This is a genomic window from Sutcliffiella horikoshii (assembly GCF_021991925.1).
GTDB classification, from domain to species: Bacteria; Bacillota; Bacilli; order Bacillales; family Bacillaceae_I; genus Sutcliffiella_A; species Sutcliffiella_A horikoshii_F.
Window position 1 is genome coordinate 324,057 of the sequence record NZ_RXZI01000002.1, and the last position, 21,011, is coordinate 345,067.

Genomic DNA, 21,011 nt, shown 5'->3' on the forward strand with positions numbered 1-21,011 from the left:
TTCAAAAGAAAAGGAGGGTCCACATATGACATACAAAAAAAGGCTATCATTTTTAATCATAGTTGATTCGTTGATTGTCCTATCATCCATCTATTTGAGTTTCTGGATGCTTATCCCGGATATTAATATCCTTAGTTCCAACACGGTGCTTCTTAGCTCTTTAACCTTAATTATCTGGCATCATTTATTCGCTTATACATACAAGCTTTACCATAAGGCGTGGGAATATGCGAGCATAGGGGAATTGATGGGGATTACCAAAGCAGTGACATATTCCGTGACGGTGGCTGGATTTGTGCAGTTGCTTGTTGTTGGGAATGTGTACACCCGTGCACTGATCATCACGTGGATGTTGCATATGATCCTGATAGGTGGATCCCGATTTTCTTGGCGTGTATACCGTGATTTCTACCATAAGAAAAACAATAACAAAAAGCGCACATTGGTAGTTGGGGCGGGAGCGGCTGGAACAATGGTCGCGAGACAGCTTTTACATAACAGAGACGCAGAACTTCTGCCGGTTGCGTTCGTGGACGATGACCCGAAAAAACAGAAGCTTCAAATTCTCGACATTCCAGTTCTCGGTGGAGTAAGGGATATCGTCACCATCGTCAAGCAACAGGAAATCGACAACATCATCATTGCCATTCCTTCCTTAGGGAAAAAAGAAATCAACACGATCTACCAAGAATGCGTCAAAACAGATGCAAAAACAAAAATCATCCCAATGTTAGAAGACCTAATGTTAGGAAAAGTCTCCGTTAACGAGTTCCGTGACGTAGAAGTAGAAGACCTTCTTGGAAGAGATCCTGTAAAGCTAGACATGGACAGCATCTCCGAATCCATCACAGGAAAAACAGTTCTCGTAACAGGGGCTGGAGGGTCTATCGGATCGGAAATCTGTCGTCAGATATCAAACTTTACTCCTGAAAACCTGATTTTGCTTGGTCATGGGGAGAACAGCATTTACTCCATTGAGTTGGAGCTACGTTCAAAATATGATACTACCATCAACATCTATACAGAAATTGCGGATATACAGGATAGAAGCAAGATTTTCTCCATCATGGAAAAGTACAAGCCAGATGTTGTTTATCATGCAGCGGCGCATAAGCATGTACCGTTGATGGAGCGTAATCCGGAGGAAGCGGTGAAGAACAACATATTTGGATCGAAAAATGTGGCGGAAGCGGCGGATACCTTCGGTATTAATACATTTGTGCTTGTTTCTTCGGATAAGGCTGTTAATCCTACTAACATTATGGGATCTACGAAACGGTTTGCGGAAATGGTAGTTCAGCAGCTGGCGCAGGAAAGTAAGACAAAGTTTGTTGCGGTGCGGTTTGGTAATGTGCTTGGGAGTAGGGGGAGTGTTATTCCTCTGTTTAAAAAGCAAATTCAGGCTGGTGGTCCGGTTACGGTGACGCATCCGGATATGACACGATATTTCATGACCATACCAGAAGCATCTAGACTGGTAATCCAGGCTGGTACTTTGGCGCGTGGTGGAGAGGTGTTCGTGTTGGATATGGGCGAGCCGGTTAAGATTGTCGACTTGGCGAAGAACCTCATAACCCTTTCGGGTTATTCTATTGATGAAATCGGGATCAAGTATTCCGGGATTCGACCTGGAGAGAAGATGTATGAAGAATTATTGAATGAAAATGAGATTCATAAGGCGGATGTTTTTCCGAAGATTCATATTGGGAAAGCGCCGTTGAAGGATGAAGAAATATTGGCTTACTTCTTGAGGAATTTTGAAACGATGAGTGAACCGGAATTAAGGAGATATCTTCTGTCTGTTGCGAATAACAAAGAAGAAGAGTTAGAGCATTTATATAGAAGCAAAGTATCGGTGTAAGAGGAGGATGACGATATGCAAAAGGTGAGAAAAGCGATTATTCCTGCGGCAGGGTTGGGAACTCGCTTCCTTCCGGCAACGAAAGCGCAGCCTAAAGAGATGTTACCGATTGTGGATAAGCCGACGATACAATTTATTATTGAAGAGGCTGTTGCTTCTGGGATTGAAGATATCATCATCGTCAGCGGTCGTGGAAAGCGCGCGATTGAAGATCATTTTGATAAGTCCTATGAGTTGGAAGAGACTTTAGAGAAAAAGGGAAAATATAATCAGCTAGAGGAAATTCAAGAAATCTCTAAGCTGGCGAATATCCATTATATTCGTCAGAAAGAGCCTCTCGGCCTTGGGCATGCGATCGGGTGTGCGAAGCGCTTTATTGGGGATGAGCCATTTGCGGTGTTGCTTGGGGACGATATTGTCTATTCTCCCGACAAACCATGTACGAAGCAATTAATTGAGGTATATGAGCGTTTTAATTCTTCGGTCTTAGGCGTATAGCAAGTGTCAAATGAAGATGTATCGAAGTATGGTGTCATCTCCAAGAAGAATGGAGAAATTGATGAGCATTGTTTCCATATTGATAGTTTAGTAGAAAAACCGAAAATGGAAGAAGCGCCATCTAACCATGCGATTATGGGAAGATACATACTGCGCCCTGAGATTTTTGACATTTTAGAAACACAAGCACCTGGTGCTGGTGGAGAAATCCAGCTTACAGATGCAATTAAAGAGTTAAACGAAAAACAAATGGTCGTTGCTTATGAATTCAGTGGAGTACGCCATGATGTTGGAGATAAGTTTGGATTTATTAAAGCCCAGTTGGACTTTGCATTAGAGAGAGAAGATTTACGAGATTCAATCGTAGATTATATGGAACAATTAGTAGAAAAAGCGAAGACGGGTGTTTAAATAAAAAAACTAACAAAAACAAGGTGATGTCTCCTTACCTTTATCAATGGAGGCACTCGGTTGCACTGTGGGTGGGGAAGGATCTCCACCTTAGATACGAGAAGTTATCAGTGGTGTGGTGTGAGGTGGGGTTAAATGCCCTGTTTTTTTATGTTTTGGAAGTTTAGTAGTTCGTTGGATTATATATTCCGAATAAGTACTAAGCTACTAAAAGAAATAGAAGTGAGGTAAATCAAATGTCATATTTAGTTGTAATTGCACATCCAGATGATGAAGTGTTAGGTGCAGGGGCTACCATGTACAAGCTTGCACAGGAAGGACACTCTGTAAATGTTTGTATTCTTTCTGGTGATGTGAATGCGAGAAACCATCGTCCTAGCACAGAAGAGTTGCATGCAGATGTAGATAGTTCTATGGAGATTATCGGTGTAGATAAAGTAATTTATGGAGATTTCCCAAATATAGAGTTTAATATGGTACCGCATATAAAACTTGTACAATTTATTGAAAAAGCCATTATAGAAACGAATGCCGATGTTATCTTTACACATCATCCTGCAGATTTAAATAATGATCACTTACATACATCGCTAGCATGTCAGGCGGCAGCAAGGTTGTTCCAACGCCGAAGTGATGTTAAACCTTTAAAGGAATTACTCTTCATGGAAGTTCCATCATCTACGGAATGGGGACTAAACAAAACGATGAATCAGTTTTCACCAAACACTTTTATTGAGGTTGGTGAAGAGAGTGTGGATAAAAAGATAGAGGCTCTAGCGCAATATCGTGGTGTAATGAGAGATTATCCTCATCCTCGAAGTAATGAGGCAATCAAAGGGTTAGCAGCCTACCGTGGTGGGCAAGCTGGAATGGTTTATGCTGAGGCCTTTGAAAGTGTATTTCGACGTGGATTCTAGATAAAGAGAGGATGAGATAAGTTGAAGAAAAAAATAGCTTTTGCTACTTGTGTACAATTAGGTCTGAGTTGTATTGAAGAAATATATCGCATTGGTGGTAAATTAGATTTACTTATCACGCTTAAGGACAAAAAAGCGAAGAATAAGTCGGGAAGAATTTATTTAGATGAAATTGCAACTGAACATAATGCGCCCCTCTTGAAAATAGATAATATCAATGATCAAGAGGTTCTTAGTGCTTTAAAAGAACACCAGATTGATTGGTTGTTTATTATTGGTTGGTCACAAATTGCTAGGAAAGATGTACTCGAAACACCTACGTATGGTTGTATAGGTATGCACCCAACTTTATTGCCAGTCGGTCGAGGAAGAGCAGCAATACCTTGGGCAATTATCAAAGGTTTAGATGAAACTGGTGTTACTATGTTTAAGTTGGATGAAGGTGTCGATACCGGTGATATTATCGGACAAGGGGTTATTAAACTAGCTCTGAACACTACAGCAACTGAGCTTTATCAAAAAGTGGACGATATGCACATTACCCTAATTGCAAAGTATTGGGATGATATCGTAAAAAATAATATTACACTTACGAAGCAAAATAACGCAGATGCTACTGAATGGCCAGGAAGAAAGCCAGAAGATGGTGAGATTCTAAGCAGCATGACTATGGATGAAGCTGGTAAGTTGGTCAGAGCTGTTACACATCCGTATCCAGGAGCTTTCTATAAAGACGGATCTAATACAATTAGAATATGGTCAGCAAAAACAGATAAAAACGATGGTGGAATAAAACTTAGTGATGGGTATTTAAATCCTATTGATTATGAAGTTGAGGGATTGTAATGGAAGGGAAAATGTTTCAAAGGATTATAAAGCGTCTATTAGATATTGTGGTTTCATTAATAGTTCTATTAGTATTTTTACCACTGTGGATTATAGTATCTGTATTAATTAAGGCCACTTCAAAAGGACCTGTATTTTTCTTACAAGAACGACCTGGATTAAACAAACAAATCTTTAAAGTTTATAAATTTCGTACGATGAAAACGGGATCGGACAATATGGTTAAGGGTCAAGAGGTAATGAAAGACGATGACCGGGTCACTGGAATTGGAAAACTGCTTAGAAGAACGAAGATAGATGAAATTCCTCAAGTACTAAATGTATTAAAGGGTGAAATGAGTTTAGTTGGGCCGAGACCTGAACGAATTGCATCCCTTGCAGATTACGATGATGAAATTTCAAAAAGGCTTAACATGAGTCCAGGAATGACAGGGTTAGCACAAGTGAGCGGCAATATTTATCTTTCCTTAGAAGATAGATATAAGTTTGATGTTTATTATGTAGAGAATTTTACAATATGGCTAGATTTAAAGATAATTTTAAGAACTTTTGGCGTCGTTTTATTAGGTGAAGATAGATACGTTAACAAGTGCTTAGTTGACATTAATCAAGGGGCTAAAGAGGTAGCTGCTACTAAAGAGGAGACTGTTTCAAAATGAAAAAAGTACTTGTAACTGGTGTTAATAGTTATATAGGTACGTCTTTTACTAAATGGGTATCACAATATCCTGAAAAATATTTAGTAGAATCAATTAGTTTGCGAGACGAACAGTGGAAAGAACAATCATTTAAAGGTTATGATGTAGTATTTCACACCGCTGCAATTGTTCATATTAAAAAAAATGAAACGGATCAGTATTATAAAGTGAATCGGGATCTCACTATAGAGTTGGCTAAAAAAGCGAAAAAAGAAGGAGTAAAACAATTTATATTTTTAAGTACGATGGGGGTTTATGGTACGGAGACAGGACACATAACAATTAATACGATTCCTGTACCAAAGACACCTTACGCAAAGTCAAAATTTGAAGCTGAGCAACTCCTTGAAAAACTAGGTGATCATAACTTTCACATTGCAATCTTAAGACCACCAATCGTATATGGTAGAAATTGTCCTGGGAACTATGGCAGACTTGCTACCCTGGCTTTAAAAGCACCATTCTTTCCTAATATAAATAATGAGCGTAGCATGATATATATTGAAAATTTATCAGAATTCATAAGATTATTAATCGTTCACGAAGCAAGTGGGTTGTATTTTCCACAAAATAAGAATTATGTAAATACAACCGAGTTAGTAAAGACTATTGCAGAAGCTCATGGAAAAACATTAAATGTAACAAGCATTTTAAATTGGGCTGTTTCAATAGGCCTTAAACAGTCAGAGACATTTAGAAAGGTCTTTGGCTCTTTTGTTTATGATAAAGAAATGGCTGGAAGTCCAGGGACTTTGATGAACAGTCAGAGTATAGATTACGAGACTATATCTTTTAAGGACACTATTATAAGAACTGAAGGTAGGGAGCGATGAAATGAGTAAAAAGAAAGATGTTTTATTTTTATGTCAGTATTTTTACCCTGAATATGTTTCGTCTGCTACACTACCTTTTGATACTGCAGAGGCTCTTAAGAAAGCTGGGTTTTCAGTCGGAGCGTTATCAGGTTATCCAAAAGAATATAATTTAAATGATGAAGTACCGTTGAAAGAAACTTATAAGGGGATAGAAATAAGAAGGTTAAAATATATTCAACTTAAACGAAGTAACATTATTGGAAGGCTAATTAACTATTTTTCTTTCACTTTTTCTGTTGCTTTGCGTATTAATGAGTTAAGAAAGTATAGGGCGGTAATTGTTTATTCTAACCCACCAGTATTACCGTTAGTTGCAGCTCTAGCTTCAAAGCTTTTTGATACTAAAATTGTTTTCGTAAGCTATGATGTTTATCCGGAGATGGCTCATATAACAAATAGTATTTCAGAAGGTAGCATTATAAGCAAAATGATGAAATTAGTTAACAAGAGTGTTTTCAAACATGTAAATAAAGTAGTAGCTTTATCGAATGAGATGAAAGCATATCTACTTAACCATAGATCAATATTATCTAAAGAACAGGTTGAAGTAATCCCTAATTGGTATGAGGATAAAGGAATATCTGATGCAAAAGATGCATCAAAAAATAAATTATTTCAATCGATAAAAAACGATGGCAATCTTATAGTTTCCTATTTTGGGAATATGGGAATTTGCCAGGATCTAGATACGCTAGTCGATGCAATTCGCCAGTTCAAAGATGATAGAAAAGTTCAATTTTTATTTGCTGGACATGGAAATAAGATGGATATCTTAAAGGAGATAGTACAAAAAGAAAAATTAAATAATGTAAGTATTTTTGATTTTTTACATGGTCAAGACTTTCAGGATGCACTTAATATTAGTGACTGTTTCGTAGTAAGTTTAGCTAAAGGGTTAACGTGCTTAGCTGTTCCTAGTAAGACCTATAGTTATATGATGGCAAGCAAACCTGTTATCGCCATTATGGGCGAGGATTCTGATATAGCGAAGGACTTAACAGAAAATAATGCTGGCTATGCCATGGAAGTTGGAGAAACCTCAAAATTGGTAAATTCAATAAAAGAACTTCGTAATGATAAAGAAAAATGCAGAAATATGGGCGAGAATTGCAGGAATGTTTTCCTTAGAAAGTATACTAAAGAACATTGTACTCAACAGTATGTGAATATGTTGCGGAAAATATTGGAGGATAAATATGTTAAATGATAAGACTTTACTGATAACGGGTGGTACGGGTTCATTTGGGAACGCTGTTATGAAGAGATTTTTGAATTCTGATATAAAAGAAATCCGTATTTTTTCACGTGATGAGAAGAAACAGGATGATATGCGAAAACAATATAAGAATGACAAACTTAAATTCTATTTAGGTGATGTAAGGGATCTTGCTAGTGTAAAAAATGCTATGTATGGCGTTGATTACATTTTTCATGCAGCAGCTCTGAAGCAAGTCCCCTCTTGTGAATTTTTCCCTCTAGAAGCCGTGAAAACAAATGTTTTAGGCACGGAAAATGTATTAACTGCTGCTATTGAATGTGGTGTAGAAAAAGTCATTTGTTTATCTACAGATAAAGCAGCATATCCAATTAATGCAATGGGAATCTCCAAGGCAATGATGGAAAAGGTGTTTGTAGCAAAGGCAAAGACAGTAGATTCTGATAGGACGTTAATCTGTGGTACACGTTATGGAAATGTAATGGCTTCAAGAGGCTCTGTAATTCCTCTATTTATCGAACAAATAAAAAGTGGACAACCATTAACGGTAACAGATCCAAACATGACAAGGTTTCTAATGAGTCTTGAGGATGCCGTTGAACTTGTGGCATTTGCTTTCGAAAATGCTGAAGCAGGGGACATTATGGTTCAAAAATCACCCGCATCAACAATTGCTGATTTGGCACAAGCACTAAAGGAACTATTCAATGCAGATAATGAAATCAAAATAATTGGAACTCGTCATGGTGAAAAGCTCTATGAAACTCTCCTTACCAGAGAGGAGCATGTAGTATCAAAAGATATGGGGGGGTTTTACCGAGTACCTGCAGATACGAGAGATCTCAACTATGATAAATATTTTGTAGAAGGTGACCAAAAATTATCAACTGAAGAAGAATACAACTCTCATAACACTGAGAGATTAAATATTGAACAAATCAAAGATAAACTATTAATGCTTGATTACGTTTGTGAAGAGTTGAAAGGTTGGAATCAGTAATGAAGATACTTGTTACTGGTGCCCAAGGCTTTGTTGGTAAAAATCTTATAGCGGAACTTAAAAATAGAGATTTTTCTGAAATTTTAGAGGTTAATAGAGAAACGGAAAAATCTACACTAGATAAATATTGTAAAGAAGCTGATTTTGTGTTTCACCTTGCTGGTGTTAATCGGCCTAAGGATCAGTCAGAATTTATGGATGGTAACTATGGATTTACTTTAACACTTCTTGAAACGCTGAAAAAGCACCAAAATACTTGTTCAATATTGATTTCTTCTTCCATTCAAGCTGAACTTAATAACCCATATGGGATAAGTAAAAAAGCAGGTGAAGGCTTGCTTTTTGAATATAGTAAAGAAACTGGTGCAAAAGTACTTGTCTATCGTTTACCAAATGTTTTTGGGAAATGGTGTAGGCCAAATTACAACAGTGCAGTAGCAACATTTTGTCATAATGTAGCACACGACTTATCTATTAATGTGAACGACCCGAGTGTGGAGATGAACTTAGTCTATATAGATGACCTAATAAGTGAATTTATCAATGCATTATATGGTAAAGAAAACACCAGTGGGGATTTTTGTGAAGTTCCAGTTGTTCATGTTACTACTCTAGGTGAAATTGTTGAAATGATATATTCATTTAAGGAAAGTCGTGAAAAACGTACTATTCCAGATATGTCTAAAGCTTTTACTAAAAAATTATATAGTACTTACTTGAGCTATTTGCCGAGAAATCAGTTTAGTTATGACCTTAAGATGAACGTAGATCATAGAGGATCATTCACAGAGTTTATTAAGACTCCTGATAGAGGGCAAGTCTCCGTAAATATTTCTAAACCCGGTATAACAAAAGGTAACCACTGGCACCACACAAAGAACGAAAAGTTCCTTGTTGTAAGTGGAAAAGGAGTTATCCGTTTTAGAAAAATTTATACAAATGAAATCATTGAATATTTTGTTAGTGGAGAGAAATTGGAAGTTGTTGATATACCTACTGGCTATACACATAATATTGAAAATCTCGGTGATACCGATATGGTGACTATTATGTGGGCAAATGAGTACTTCAATCCTGATAGGCCAGACACATACTACTTGGAGGTATAACTAATGAAAAAATTAAAAGTTATGACTGTTGTTGGGACTAGACCGGAGATAATCAGATTATCGGCAGTTATAAATAAATTAGAAGAGTCAAATGCAATCGATCATACTCTCGTTCATACTGGTCAAAACTATGATTATGAATTAAATGAAGTGTTTTTTAATGATCTTGCTTTAAGGAAGCCAGATTATTTTCTTAATGCAGCGACTGGAACAGCAGTTGAAACAATTGGCAACATTCTTGTTAAGATAGATCCTATTATGGAAAAAGTAAAACCGGATGCCTTCTTGGTGCTTGGTGATACCAATAGCTGTTTATGTGCAATCGCAGCAAAGAGAAGACATATCCCAATCTTCCACATGGAAGCAGGGAATAGATGCTTTGACCAAAGGGTTCCAGAAGAAACGAATAGAAAAATAGTAGATCATACAGCTGATATAAATTTAACTTATAGCGATATTGCTAGAGAGTACCTTCTTAAAGAAGGTTTTCCAGCAGATAGAATTATTAAAACAGGAAGTCCAATGTTTGAAGTTCTTATTTCTCGAGAAGATGATATTGGGAAATCGGATGTGTTAGAAAGGTTGGAATTAAAAGAGGGAAATTATTTTGTCGTATCTGCTCACAGAGAAGAAAATATTAACTCTGAAACTAATTTCCTTAATTTAGTTGATAGTTTAAATGGAATTGCAGAAAAGTACAGCATTCCAGTAATTGTAAGTACACACCCTAGAACACGAAAAATGATTGAAGTTAAAGAGGTTGAATTTAATCCGTTAGTAAAAACATTAAAGCCTTTAGGTTTTAATGATTACGTTAAGCTACAAATAAAAGCTAAAGCTGTTCTTAGTGATAGTGGAACTATTAGTGAAGAGTCTTCAATTCTCGGATTTAATGCACTTAATATTAGGCAAGCTCATGAGAGACCAGAGGCGATGGAAGAGGCGTCGGTCATTATGGTCGGTCTTACTAAAGAGAGAATCTTGCAAGGATTAGAGGTTTTAGAAACGCAAGAAAAAGGAACTCTAAGACTTGTTAGGGATTATAGTATGCCAAATGTATCAGAGAAAGTACTTCGAATAATATTATCATATACAGATTATGTAAATCAAGTTGTATGGAGGAAAATATGAGAATAGTACACTTTGATCAAATGTTTCATCCCGAGTTTGGAGACCAAATAAACATCCTTCCCAAAATTCAAGCGAAATTAGGATATGAAGTTTTTATAATAACTGGTAGTGCGGATGTACCGCACCCAAGGTTTATTGATTTTGCAGATAATACCAATATGGATCAGAAAGATAAAGTCTATGAAGAAGCTACCGGTGTAAAAATTGTAAGAATTGGAGTTAAAAGATTTATCTCGGGAAGGGCTATTTTCGAAAGTGGTTATAAAGATATAATTGATCAGCTTCAGCCTGATATTTTGTTTTGTCATTTTAATGATACATTAGTAGGGATGCATTACACTCTCATATCAAAGAAACTAAATTATCCTGTTATCTTTGATTCACATATGCTTGACATAGCTTCTAAAAATAAATTTAAAAAACTATTTAGGTTAGCCTATAGGACTATATTAACTCCTACTATTAAAAAGAATAACCTAATTATTATAAGAACTCAAGACGATGACTATGTAAATAAAGAGCTAGGGATACCGAAAAAATTAACTCCGTTTATATCTTTTGGATCGGACACAACTTTATTTCACCCAAATTTAAATGAGCGTAATTTTTTTAGAGAAAAACATAATTTAAAAGAAGATGATTTCGTTGTATTATATACGGGGAAATTAAATGAAGATAAAGGAATAAATATACTAGCAGAGGCATTTAAAGATAAATTTAATAGTAAGCGAGATATCACTTTAGTCCTAGTAGGGAATGGATTAAAAGAATATGAGGATTATTTATTTAAGTCCTTTTTACAAAGGTCTCCAAATAAAATAATAAGATATCAAACACAAAAGTACGTGGACTTACCAAGGTTCTATCAAATGGCAGATGTCTGTGTGTTTCCTAAGCAATGTAGTTTAAGTTTTTATGATGCTCAAGCTTGCGGTTTACCAGTTATAGCAGAACAAAATAAAATTAATATGGACAGGCTTTCTTATAAAAATGGAGAATTATATAAAGAAAATTCAGTAAAAGATTTAAGGGAGAAGATAACCAACTTAGCTAATCTAAACAAGAATATATATTCAACTTATAAAGAAAACTCAGTCGAATTTATTAAAAATAATTATGACTATATAAAAATTACTAAAGAGTATAACAGTTTGATACAAGCTGAATATAAAAGATTTCATTCAAGAAAGAAAGATTAATTTTTACAAATATTATTATCTAGTTTGTGGGGTTTTATATTGAGAACTAATAATGAGAGTATTAAGATTATAGAAAAAATATTTTATTTATTTTTGTTTAAGTTGAGCTTAGTCTTGGTGTATATATTTAATATTTCTAAAATTTATAGTTACATGGGTCTAACATTAAATATTAATAATTATAAAATGATAATTTCAATAATTTTAATTATTCTACTTTCTATTATCTCGCCAAAAGATAAGAGTAGACCCTCCACATATATATATATTACTATAGAGTTCTTTACTTTTATTCCACTAATCTCCTATTTTTGGCTAAACAACAAAGATTTTACCTACTTGTTTTATGTGTTTACTTGTATGTCAATTATTGCTCTTATACTTAAGATAAAACTTAAATATATTACTATTGAAAGCAATATATTTGGAATATCTTTAAAATTTCTTTTTATATTCTATATTATTTTAAGTGTATTTTTGATAATTCAAAGAGGTGGAATAGATTTTCGAGCTTTTAATTTTGATACAATTTATGATCTTCGTGCTGAAAATAATATTTCAGGCTTTTTAGGATATATGGTTAATTGGTGTGCTAAAGTACTATTTCCATTTTTCTTTATGTATTATTTATATAAGAAAAATATAAAGATGATATTATTGGTTTCATCTTTGCAGTTACTACTTTACTTGAGTTTTGGAAATAAAGCATTTTTGTTTTCAATAGGAATAGTAATACTATCTGCAATATTTATGAAAAAAAATATTTATTTAAAAGGCATGGGTATCTTTCTTACAGTAATAAATGTTTTTTCATTGTTATTAGTTTATGTTAATTTAACTGATATATTACACAGAGCCATACCCTATAGAATGCTTTTTATACCTGCACAAATACAATACCAGTATTATGAGTTTTTCAGCTCTAAAGATAAAATGGTTTTTGCGGAGGGTTTTATTGGCAAAATCTTTTTGTTGGAAAACGATTATCAGATACCTATTCCAGTTTTAATTAGTAATTACTTTCTTGATAACGATTCCCACTCAAATACTGGTTTGTTTGCAGATGCTTATTATAATGGAGGTATACTAGGCATGCTTATTATTGCTAGCATATTTGCATTGATATTAATATTGATAGATTCATTTACATTTAATATCCCTCCATTTTTCGTTATTGGTTCATTAAGTTATATATTATTTGTTTTAAATGATACAGGATTACAAACAACTCTTTTAACTGGTGGATTAGGATTAATGATAATGTTATTTGTGCTGCTAAATTGGACAGTAAGGGGCCAAAATAATTGGTTAACATGTAAATAAGGTTTTAAAACTATGTTTCGTGGTTAGGAAGATTAAGATGTTTAAAACGGTCAAGTTTAATCGCAATATAATCAATGATTTTGCACTAAATATTCTTGCGTCAATTCTTTTAACCTTTACAACTCAATTAATTGCATTTCCGTATATTAGCTCTATAACTACAATAGAACAATACGGGCTAGTTTTATTAATAATGGGGCTTGTTAATATAATTGGAGTTTCTATGGGGAACTCATTAAATAATTCTCGTCTCCTTATGCAAAAGAAAAATGATAGCAAAAATCTAAATGGCGACTATAATATTATTTTTGTTTTCCTTGTAATTATAGTTACATTAATTTCTTCCGTGATTGCAGTATTCTTTTATAGAGAAATAAATCTAACAGTTATTGGAATTGTTTTAACATCTGTTTTATTATTATTTAGAGCTTATTATATAGTGGATTTTAGAATAAATCTAAATTACAAAAAAAATCTATTAGTAAGCCTTTATGCGGTAATTGGTTGTCTGTTAGGGATAGCTATCGCTAAAATGACTGGAATTTGGATTGCAATTTTTCTATTTTCAGAGTTGTTTGCCTTTATTTATCTTTTATTTAGTGTATCCATAATAAAAGATAAATTTAGTATTTCACCATTATTTAATAATAGCCTTAATAACTATTTTTACTTATTCCTTGCAGGTATGATATCGGCGATTATGATGTATATAGATAGATTAATTATATACCCTTTTTTAGACCCTCAATCTGTATCAATTTTTACAGTTGCATCTTTTTTAGGGAAAACAGCGGGCATTGTGATTGGTCCTATTGCTGGAGTTCTATTAAGTTACTACGCTAGAGAAATAAATCTTACTTTAAATATCTTTTATAAACGAATTACTTTCTATATGATTGGTACTATATTAATAATGATAGTTATCATTACTTTTGGGGAGTTTTTCATTGAAATGCTCTATCCATCAATTGCTCCTTTTGTTTCTCAGTATTTTATTGTAGCAAATTTAGGAGCGGTTATTTTCATCTTAGGAAATTTGATACAGCCAATTCTATTGAGTTATTGCCATGAAAAGTGGAACCTTATTCTTCAAATTATATATTTTATACTGTATGGGATAATCTGTACACTATGTTTATTGAATTTTGGGTTAATGGGTTTTTGTTATGCTGTCATTTTTGTTAATTCATTACGTGTAATGTTTATGATTTATTCAATAAGGTACTTCATCATATTTAATACTAAAATAAGCTTGATTAATCGTAATGCAAGATTAAATTCAACTAGTTAAAGAAGCACTCTCTATATTATTACTAATATGCAAGCAAAGCGGAAATGAAAAAAAGTTTAATATAGAAAATAAAAATCTTGTAAGTAAGGTGGAGTATAATGTCGAAAATTAATATAGTTGGACTAGGATATATAGGGTTACCTACAGCCCTTATGTTTGCAAAAAGTGGAATTAAGGTAGTGGGCACTGATTACAACACTAATTTGGTACACTCCTTAAATGCAGGAAAACTTACGTTTGAAGAGATAGGTTTAGAGGATTTATTTCAAGAAGCACTAACTAATGAAATTGAATTTTCAACGGAATATCAGAAAACTCATACTTATATTCTTGCAGTCCCAACACCTTATATTAAAGAAAGTAAAAAACTTGATCCGAAATATGTTATTTCAGCAGTAAATAGTGTTCTTGACGTTTGTGAGAAAGGCGCAGTGATAATAATTGAGTCAACTATATCGCCGGGAACAATTGATAAATTTATTCGTCCTGAAATACAAAAAAGAGGCTATGTAATTGGAGAGGATGTTCACTTGCTGCATGCCCCGGAAAGAATTATTCCTGGAAACATGATATATGAACTAGAGCACAATTCTAGAACAATAGGTTCAGATAATCTTGAAATTGGAGAAAAGATTAAAGGCTTATACTCAAATTTTTGTAAAGCTGAAATTGTTGTAACAGATATTAGATCAGCAGAAATGTCTAAGGTTGTAGAGAATACTTACAGAGATATCAACATAGCTTTTGCTAATGAGTTAGCAAAAATTTGCCGCACTGATAATATGAATGTCTACGAGATTATCAGAATAGCTAATATGCACCCACGAGTTAATATACTACAACCTGGTCCAGGAGTTGGAGGACATTGTATTTCTGTAGATCCATGGTTTTTAGTTGGAGATTACCCAGACTTAACAAATATGATTTTAACTGCACGGAAGACAAACGATTCCATGCCAGGTCATGTATTAGGTCGTATCAGAGATATTATGAGAGAGCATGGCATCAAAGATATTTCCAAAGTTGGACTTTATGGTTTAGCATATAAAGAAAACGTAGATGATACTAGAGAAAGTCCTACACTCCAATTATTAGACAGAATGGACGAGCACTTAGCATTTGGGGTTAAGGTATTTGATCCATTAATAAAATCTCGAATTGTAGACCATCAGTTTATGAACTTTGAAGACTTTCTAAATGAAATAGAAATTTTGGTGGTTATGGTTGGACATAATCATATAAAGGAAAATATGGATCTAATTAAGGGCAAGTTGGTTCTTGATACTAAAAACATTTGTACATTTGAGGGTTCATATAAAATATAGGAATAAATTTGGTAATAGGAATACAGAGAAAAAATATAAGAAAGCGTCTTGAAAGCGCTATGGTCAAGTCAGGAATAAATTTTATGTTGGCACAATTAATGGGCGATGAAAGATGGATAACACAAAGTATGAGTAATTTTACTCATCGTACTGATGGTGATTTAGTAGAATTTAATATTTCTCATGAACAAGAATTAGAAGATGATATGACGATTGTATATGCCGATTTCACCTTCAACAATGGACGAAGAGAGACCGCAGAACTGGCAATGATTAACGAAGATGGAGCATGGAAAGTATTTGCTTTTAAAAGCTATTGACTGAATATAGGGGACAGGAATGCAACCCATTTGTGCTTTAAAGTTTAGGTCCCTCTACCCATTTCCCGTAATTGAATATGGGTGAGTTGTAAGGCAGGTGGTCAAGAAATTGTGGCTACCTGTCTGTTTCTATAAAACCATATAAAACCCCTTTTATCCCCCCATGCCATAATAATCCCATTTCCACCCAACAAGAAGGCATCCCCATGACCCCAAGGTCATTCCGCGGCATTACTAATTTCTTAATATATCGCAACCTGCTTAGTCAGCTAGACCGTGAACAAAATGAATTGTACCGGATGTTAATCTATCAGGTAGAGGGAATGATTGCTGCGGTTCTTGCAGCGAAGAAGTTGAAAATCCTTAAGTTACTTCTCCCCTATGACCCCACCATTTCCCTTGATGTCCCCTGTGTAGAACTTATCTACATAGAAACACTTCAAGATGTCATCGACCATTTAAGCGGGCAGCCGACCCTTTTCTTCATCCAATCTAGCAGCCGAATAGAAGAACCAATAACAATTAAAAAAGATTTTAGTCAAATGTTAGGTGATGAATTTGCTAAGCGCGCACTTGAAATTGCAGTAATAGGAGAACATTATATGCTGATGTATGGTCCGCCAGGTTGTGGGAAAAGCTTACTGGCAGAAATATTTCCCTCCATACTTCCGTCTTTAAGACAAGAGGTACAATTGGAGAAACTAAGTCCATACCAGTTAGCTAAAGCCACCAATCCAACAATACGGTTTCTTTTATGATTATAAAGGTATTTGGATTTCAATCTAGAAATGTAAATAGAATATCTACAGGAAGTGGGTTTAAGAAATGCAAATTAAAAAACCGGAACTACTGAATGTCCGAGCTGTTTGGATAAATGAACCGAGAAATTTTACTAGATGGTTGGCAGAAAACATAGACTTTCTAAATGATAAGTTAGACATGACCCTAAATGTAATTCAAACCGAGAAACAGATTGGATCTTTTAATGTAGATATCTTTTGTGAAGATGAGCATGGGAATAGTGCTATTATCGAAAATCAACTTGAAAAGACAGATCATACGCACTTGGGACAACTATTAACCTATGCAGTGGGAACAGCAGCCAAGACGGTTGTTTGGATTAGTCCCGAACCTAGGGTTGAGCATCTAGAAGTGATAGAGTGGCTGAATGAAATCACTCCAATGGACATTAGTTGGTATCTATTTAAGTTAGAAGTTATCAAATTAAGTGATTCAGCAGTATCTCCTCTTTTCACAAAAATTGTGGGCCCTAGTCAAGAGGTGAAAAATAAAGGCAATGAGAAGAAGGAGATTGCTGAACGACATCACAAAAGGTTAAATTTTTGGGAGACTTTACTCCCACATCTCAACAAAAAATTACCTCACTATAAAAACGTTAGTCCTTCTATGGATAATTGGCTATCTGCGGCAACTGGTATAGGAGGTATATACCATTCTATAATTGTCCGTCAAAATAATTCTTCTCTTCAACTGGTAATTGAGAAAAATAGTACAGAACTGAATAAAAAAATCTTTGATTACCTATTATCTTTTCAAAGTGAAATCGAAGAAGAATTCGGGGAAGCGTTAATATGGAGAAGAATGGATCAAAACAAATCTAGTCGGATTCAATTTGATATTAAGGAATGCAATATTGATAATTCTACATGGAATAATGGGATGCCAATGATCGTGGAAAGTTTCATAAGGTGGCATACAGTATTTAGTTCGCATCTACAATATATTGGTCAACAAAACTGGAAATAATCGTTAACAGGTACTATATTTTAACATTTCCCTAACATCTCTCTGATACTCTAAAACTAAGAATACATAGACATTTAATTGATATAAAAAAGGGTATGAAAATTATCGTAGCTAATACGGGGTCACGAAAGATCTATTATTTATTTCTGAGTAAAAACACCAATTTTTCCCTTTAAGGATATATAATAATTATATATCCTTATTTCTATATACAGAAGGGAAGATTATATTATGACAGAATACTCTTTCACTCGAAATATGATGCTTGCCATTACAAAAGATATATTAAACTTCTTTCTTATTCCTACCAATACCTTATCTGAAATTGCGGATAGAGTAAGCTTTAAATCTGGCACTGCTGTCCAAAGGCACCTTAATTGGGATATGGAAAGCTGGAGTAATTATTACGGAGAACAATTAGATTTAATTGGGCTTTACAGAAATAAAGATATCATTTTATTACCTCAAGTATTAGTGTTGGATAATACATCTCAAAAATATAGGAAACAAGATATTTTATTTCTGCACTCAGAAGAGGTTTTTGTCCCTGAAAAAAATGTTATAGCCAGAACAAATTGGGCTTTTGAAGAAATTAAAAAAGAGCACAGTAACCTATAGAAGGGTCGAGGGGACAGGTTCCTCGACCCTTTAATAATTTAAAGTGTTAATTTAATGTTGTATCTTATTTTAGTTCAAAACAAATATCCCAAAACGCTCACATAAATTCCCATGTGAACCTAATCCTCTCTCTGGTTCCACAACTTTACCTCACAACCAACATGATACATCGTATTACTGTATCAATAACTACATAATCTTCTTTTTCAAATGACTCTCTACAAACAGGACATAAAATACTAATCCTTCATCCCGAAAAGTATATTATTCATTAATGTAATCCTTCTTCATCTTGAATATTGTAATCATCTTGTTCACTTGCTGAATGACATAACTTCCCAGTAAAGGTGGACTGCTAGGTTAAAGTCGGAGGGTCGAGGGGACAGGTCCCTCGACCCTTTATTGATTTAAAGCGTTAATTTAAGGTTTAAATGTTGTCTTCAGCTAAAAGACCGTGTTGGTTAAGAATATTACATATGCCGTTATAGATTACCAGTCCTTGGCGACGTACCTATCCCTAAGAAAAACAACCTATATTCTACAGCGTTCGAACAACCTGCTATAACCATGGAAACCCATAGCATAAAAACCACTAATATTCTCCACGGTAATCCCCCTTTTTTTAAAGAAATAGAACCTTTGTGATCCTATGATCCGATAAGTTTCAAAGGGACGGACCACCGCTTCAAAATCGATTAACGTCCCTGTCCCCTCAACCAGCAACATGGTATGCTAGAAGTAAAGGAAGAAATTAGTAGGGGGGCGTAAACACGGTGAAACAAGGTTTTCTATTAACCATCACAATAATGCTTTTGATGGCTTGTTCTCCTAAAGTGGATCAAGAGTTAAGGGTCGAGGGGACAGGTCCCTCGACCCTTCATTGATTTAAAGCGTTAATTATAAGGTGTGAATGTTATCTTTAATTTAGAGCGTAAGGGTTCATGAGTATTTTACATATACTGTTATAGGTAAAAGCATTGGTTACTTATTTGAAAAATATATTGTTATCGGTGCGGTTGCTTTTACGAATGTGTAGTTCCTTCCGAATTCTATCTATATCATAAAGAAATCACAAGTCATGAGATCCATTCTATATCCATTTTTGCATTACTTATCTCGTCTTGCATGAGATTGTATGACTTGACGGGAATGGAAAAGCATTTCTAACACCTATACCCCTCCTAATATCCTCTTATGTCCTAATCTAAGTATCGGTTCCACTATCACTATCACTATCACCCAATATCCAAAAACAAGTTATCATTACTCTGAAACTACTTGATGCAAACGGGCCATTACAAGTTCTGAATTTTTCAAGACAACTGTTTATATCAAAGTAAATAATAAAGGGAATTAACCGATATTAGAATAAGTAGGATTGTATTGAGGAGGAAATTATGAAATTATATTTGCGTTTTCTAATAAGTATATTAATAATCTTTGTTTGTATAGGATGTGAGAAAGAGGCCGAAAAAATTGATTTTCAAAATGAAATTAATGAGGTTGAAAAGTATCTGGGACTAGGGAATGGCAGAAAGCTAGAGTAACCCTTGATGGCATATTAGTAGAAAATTCAAAAGTTAATGCACTAAATAAGTATATTGAGGCAAGAATGATACTTAATAATAGTAATGAGAGTGAATTTGATAAGGAAAAAAAGGCACTAGAGCTATTAGGGGAAGTTGAGATTCTTAATGAAGAAGAGATTTTTGGTGAAATTAAAACTCTTCGAGACCAATTAAGAATGAAAGTGAATAGTATAATTAAAGAGGCAGAAGTACCAGAACAAGCTTTGGTAAACGAAGCATATGAATTATGGAAAAGTTCTTCATATAAAGAAAGTGCTGAAGTAAACCATATGAATTATGGAAAAGTTCTTCATATAAAGAAAGTGCTGAAGTAAACGATAAAATCCAATCGTTACTAGCTGGCAAGGGTCGAGGGGAAAGGTCCCTCGACCCTTCATTGATTTAAAGCGTTAATTATAAGGTGTGAATGTTATCTTTAATTTAGAGCGTAAGGGTTCATGAGTATTTTACATATACTGGTATAGGTAAAAGCATTGGTTACTTATTTGGGAAGCGTAGGGACGGTTCTCTGCTTCCTAAAGGGGCGAGTTGAAATTTTCTCGTCCCTTTATTAGATTGTAACGCATCTTTATCGAACCGGACGCTTTCTCCCATCCGTGATAAAACTGTAACTAGTTTTCTGCTCTGTACAAAAGATAGAATAAATAACAGCAGCTTTATGAATCTGCTGCCTCATTGTCTGTGAGGAAACGGAGACTTGTATTTCTGTGTAGTTATGAAATGTAAGATAACAGGAAGTCTTTTTCGTATGGATAACTTCTCTGATTTGGTGGTACATGATCCATGCACATTCTGGGTGGTCTGAGGAGTGGGTGGGAAGGGCAATGATACCACGAGGGTCGAGGGGACAGGTCCCTCGACCCTTTATCGATTTAAAGCGTTAATTTTACGTGGGCTGAGGGGACATGGAAGTTCCGGGACGGTTTTCTGCATCCTAAGGGGCGAGATGAAATTTTTTCGACCCTTTATTAGATAGTAACGCTACTTTTTTGAACCGGACGCTTTCTCCCATCCGTT

General features: G+C 34.6%; 20 protein-coding genes and 1 pseudogene. 20 read left to right on the forward strand and 1 reads right to left on the reverse strand.

The window, feature by feature from the left end; genetic code table 11:
• Positions 1-25: 25 nt before the first annotated feature.
• The 20 genes and pseudogenes from EKQ44_RS06960 (at position 26) to EKQ44_RS07055 (ending at position 20,308) form a co-directional block, all read left to right on the forward strand.
• The gene (locus tag EKQ44_RS06960; RefSeq protein ID WP_237662833.1) at positions 26-1,861 is read left to right on the forward strand and encodes a polysaccharide biosynthesis protein; all 1,836 of its coding nucleotides are present in this window, start codon (positions 26-28) and stop codon (positions 1,859-1,861) included.
• A gap of 15 nt (positions 1,862-1,876) precedes the next feature.
• A pseudogene (galU, locus tag EKQ44_RS06965) lies at positions 1,877-2,770 on the forward strand (UTP--glucose-1-phosphate uridylyltransferase GalU).
• A 236-nt stretch (positions 2,771-3,006) separates the two neighbouring features.
• Positions 3,007-3,687 (forward strand): PIG-L deacetylase family protein, encoded by a 681-nt coding sequence (locus EKQ44_RS06970; protein ID WP_237662834.1) that lies wholly within the window; start codon positions 3,007-3,009, stop codon positions 3,685-3,687.
• 21 nt (positions 3,688-3,708) lie between these two features.
• Entirely contained in the window at positions 3,709-4,533 is an 825-nt protein-coding gene (locus EKQ44_RS06975; RefSeq protein WP_237662835.1) for a formyltransferase family protein, read from the forward strand.
• Positions 4,533-5,192 carry a sugar transferase gene (locus EKQ44_RS06980; RefSeq protein ID WP_237662836.1) on the forward strand — a complete coding sequence of 220 codons (660 nt, stop codon included), beginning with the start codon at positions 4,533-4,535 and terminating at the stop codon, positions 5,190-5,192. Before EKQ44_RS06975 ends, EKQ44_RS06980 begins: the two co-directional genes overlap by 1 nt.
• Positions 5,189-6,064, forward strand: a complete 876-nt coding sequence (locus EKQ44_RS06985) for an NAD-dependent epimerase/dehydratase family protein (protein ID WP_237662837.1) — start codon at positions 5,189-5,191, stop codon at positions 6,062-6,064. The genes EKQ44_RS06980 and EKQ44_RS06985 overlap by 4 nt, the downstream gene beginning before the upstream one ends.
• A gap of 1 nt (position 6,065) precedes the next feature.
• The gene (locus EKQ44_RS06990) at positions 6,066-7,313 is read left to right on the forward strand and encodes a glycosyltransferase family 4 protein (RefSeq protein WP_237662838.1); all 1,248 of its coding nucleotides are present in this window, start codon (positions 6,066-6,068) and stop codon (positions 7,311-7,313) included.
• The gene (locus tag EKQ44_RS06995) at positions 7,303-8,322 is read left to right on the forward strand and encodes a nucleoside-diphosphate sugar epimerase/dehydratase (protein ID WP_237662839.1); all 1,020 of its coding nucleotides are present in this window, start codon (positions 7,303-7,305) and stop codon (positions 8,320-8,322) included. Before EKQ44_RS06990 ends, EKQ44_RS06995 begins: the two co-directional genes overlap by 11 nt.
• On the forward strand, positions 8,322-9,431 hold the full coding sequence (locus EKQ44_RS07000) for a capsular polysaccharide biosynthesis protein CapF (RefSeq protein WP_237663314.1): 1,110 nt from the start codon (positions 8,322-8,324) through the stop codon (positions 9,429-9,431). The genes EKQ44_RS06995 and EKQ44_RS07000 overlap by 1 nt, the downstream gene beginning before the upstream one ends.
• Positions 9,432-9,434: 3 nt before the next feature.
• Positions 9,435-10,562: a non-hydrolyzing UDP-N-acetylglucosamine 2-epimerase gene (wecB, locus tag EKQ44_RS07005; RefSeq protein ID WP_237662840.1), complete on the forward strand. Its 1,128-nt coding sequence runs from the start codon at positions 9,435-9,437 to the stop codon at positions 10,560-10,562.
• Entirely contained in the window at positions 10,559-11,761 is a 1,203-nt protein-coding gene (locus EKQ44_RS07010) for a glycosyltransferase family 4 protein (protein WP_237662841.1), read from the forward strand. The genes wecB and EKQ44_RS07010 overlap by 4 nt, the downstream gene beginning before the upstream one ends.
• Before the next feature lie 360 nt (positions 11,762-12,121).
• Positions 12,122-13,084, forward strand: coding sequence for an O-antigen polymerase (locus EKQ44_RS07015; RefSeq protein WP_237662842.1), 963 nt, complete (start codon positions 12,122-12,124; stop codon positions 13,082-13,084).
• Between the two features lie 37 nt (positions 13,085-13,121).
• On the forward strand, positions 13,122-14,375 hold the full coding sequence (locus EKQ44_RS07020) for an MATE family efflux transporter (RefSeq protein WP_237662843.1): 1,254 nt from the start codon (positions 13,122-13,124) through the stop codon (positions 14,373-14,375).
• Positions 14,376-14,473: 98 nt separating this feature from the next.
• A complete protein-coding gene (locus EKQ44_RS07025; RefSeq protein ID WP_237662844.1) occupies positions 14,474-15,700 on the forward strand; it encodes a nucleotide sugar dehydrogenase in 1,227 nt (408 codons plus the stop codon).
• An 83-nt stretch (positions 15,701-15,783) separates the two neighbouring features.
• Positions 15,784-16,020, forward strand: a complete 237-nt coding sequence (locus EKQ44_RS07030) for a hypothetical protein (protein ID WP_237662845.1) — start codon at positions 15,784-15,786, stop codon at positions 16,018-16,020.
• A gap of 206 nt (positions 16,021-16,226) precedes the next feature.
• Positions 16,227-16,778: an ATP-binding protein gene (locus EKQ44_RS07035; protein ID WP_237662846.1), complete on the forward strand. Its 552-nt coding sequence runs from the start codon at positions 16,227-16,229 to the stop codon at positions 16,776-16,778.
• A 67-nt stretch (positions 16,779-16,845) separates the two neighbouring features.
• Entirely contained in the window at positions 16,846-17,787 is a 942-nt protein-coding gene (locus EKQ44_RS07040) for a DUF4268 domain-containing protein (protein WP_237662847.1), read from the forward strand.
• 231 nt (positions 17,788-18,018) lie between these two features.
• Complete coding sequence (locus EKQ44_RS07045; protein ID WP_237662848.1) at positions 18,019-18,405, forward strand: hypothetical protein; 387 nt, start codon at positions 18,019-18,021, stop codon at positions 18,403-18,405.
• A gap of 1,397 nt (positions 18,406-19,802) precedes the next feature.
• Complete coding sequence (locus EKQ44_RS07050; protein ID WP_237662849.1) at positions 19,803-19,952, forward strand: hypothetical protein; 150 nt, start codon at positions 19,803-19,805, stop codon at positions 19,950-19,952.
• 65 nt (positions 19,953-20,017) lie between these two features.
• A complete protein-coding gene (locus EKQ44_RS07055; protein ID WP_237662850.1) occupies positions 20,018-20,308 on the forward strand; it encodes a hypothetical protein in 291 nt (96 codons plus the stop codon).
• Between the two features lie 254 nt (positions 20,309-20,562).
• On the opposite strand, the gene EKQ44_RS21625 is transcribed toward EKQ44_RS07055, so the two are convergent.
• Positions 20,563-20,862, reverse strand: coding sequence for a competence protein ComK (locus EKQ44_RS21625; RefSeq protein WP_414491281.1), 300 nt, complete (start codon positions 20,860-20,862; stop codon positions 20,563-20,565).
• Positions 20,863-21,011: the final 149 nt, after the last annotated feature.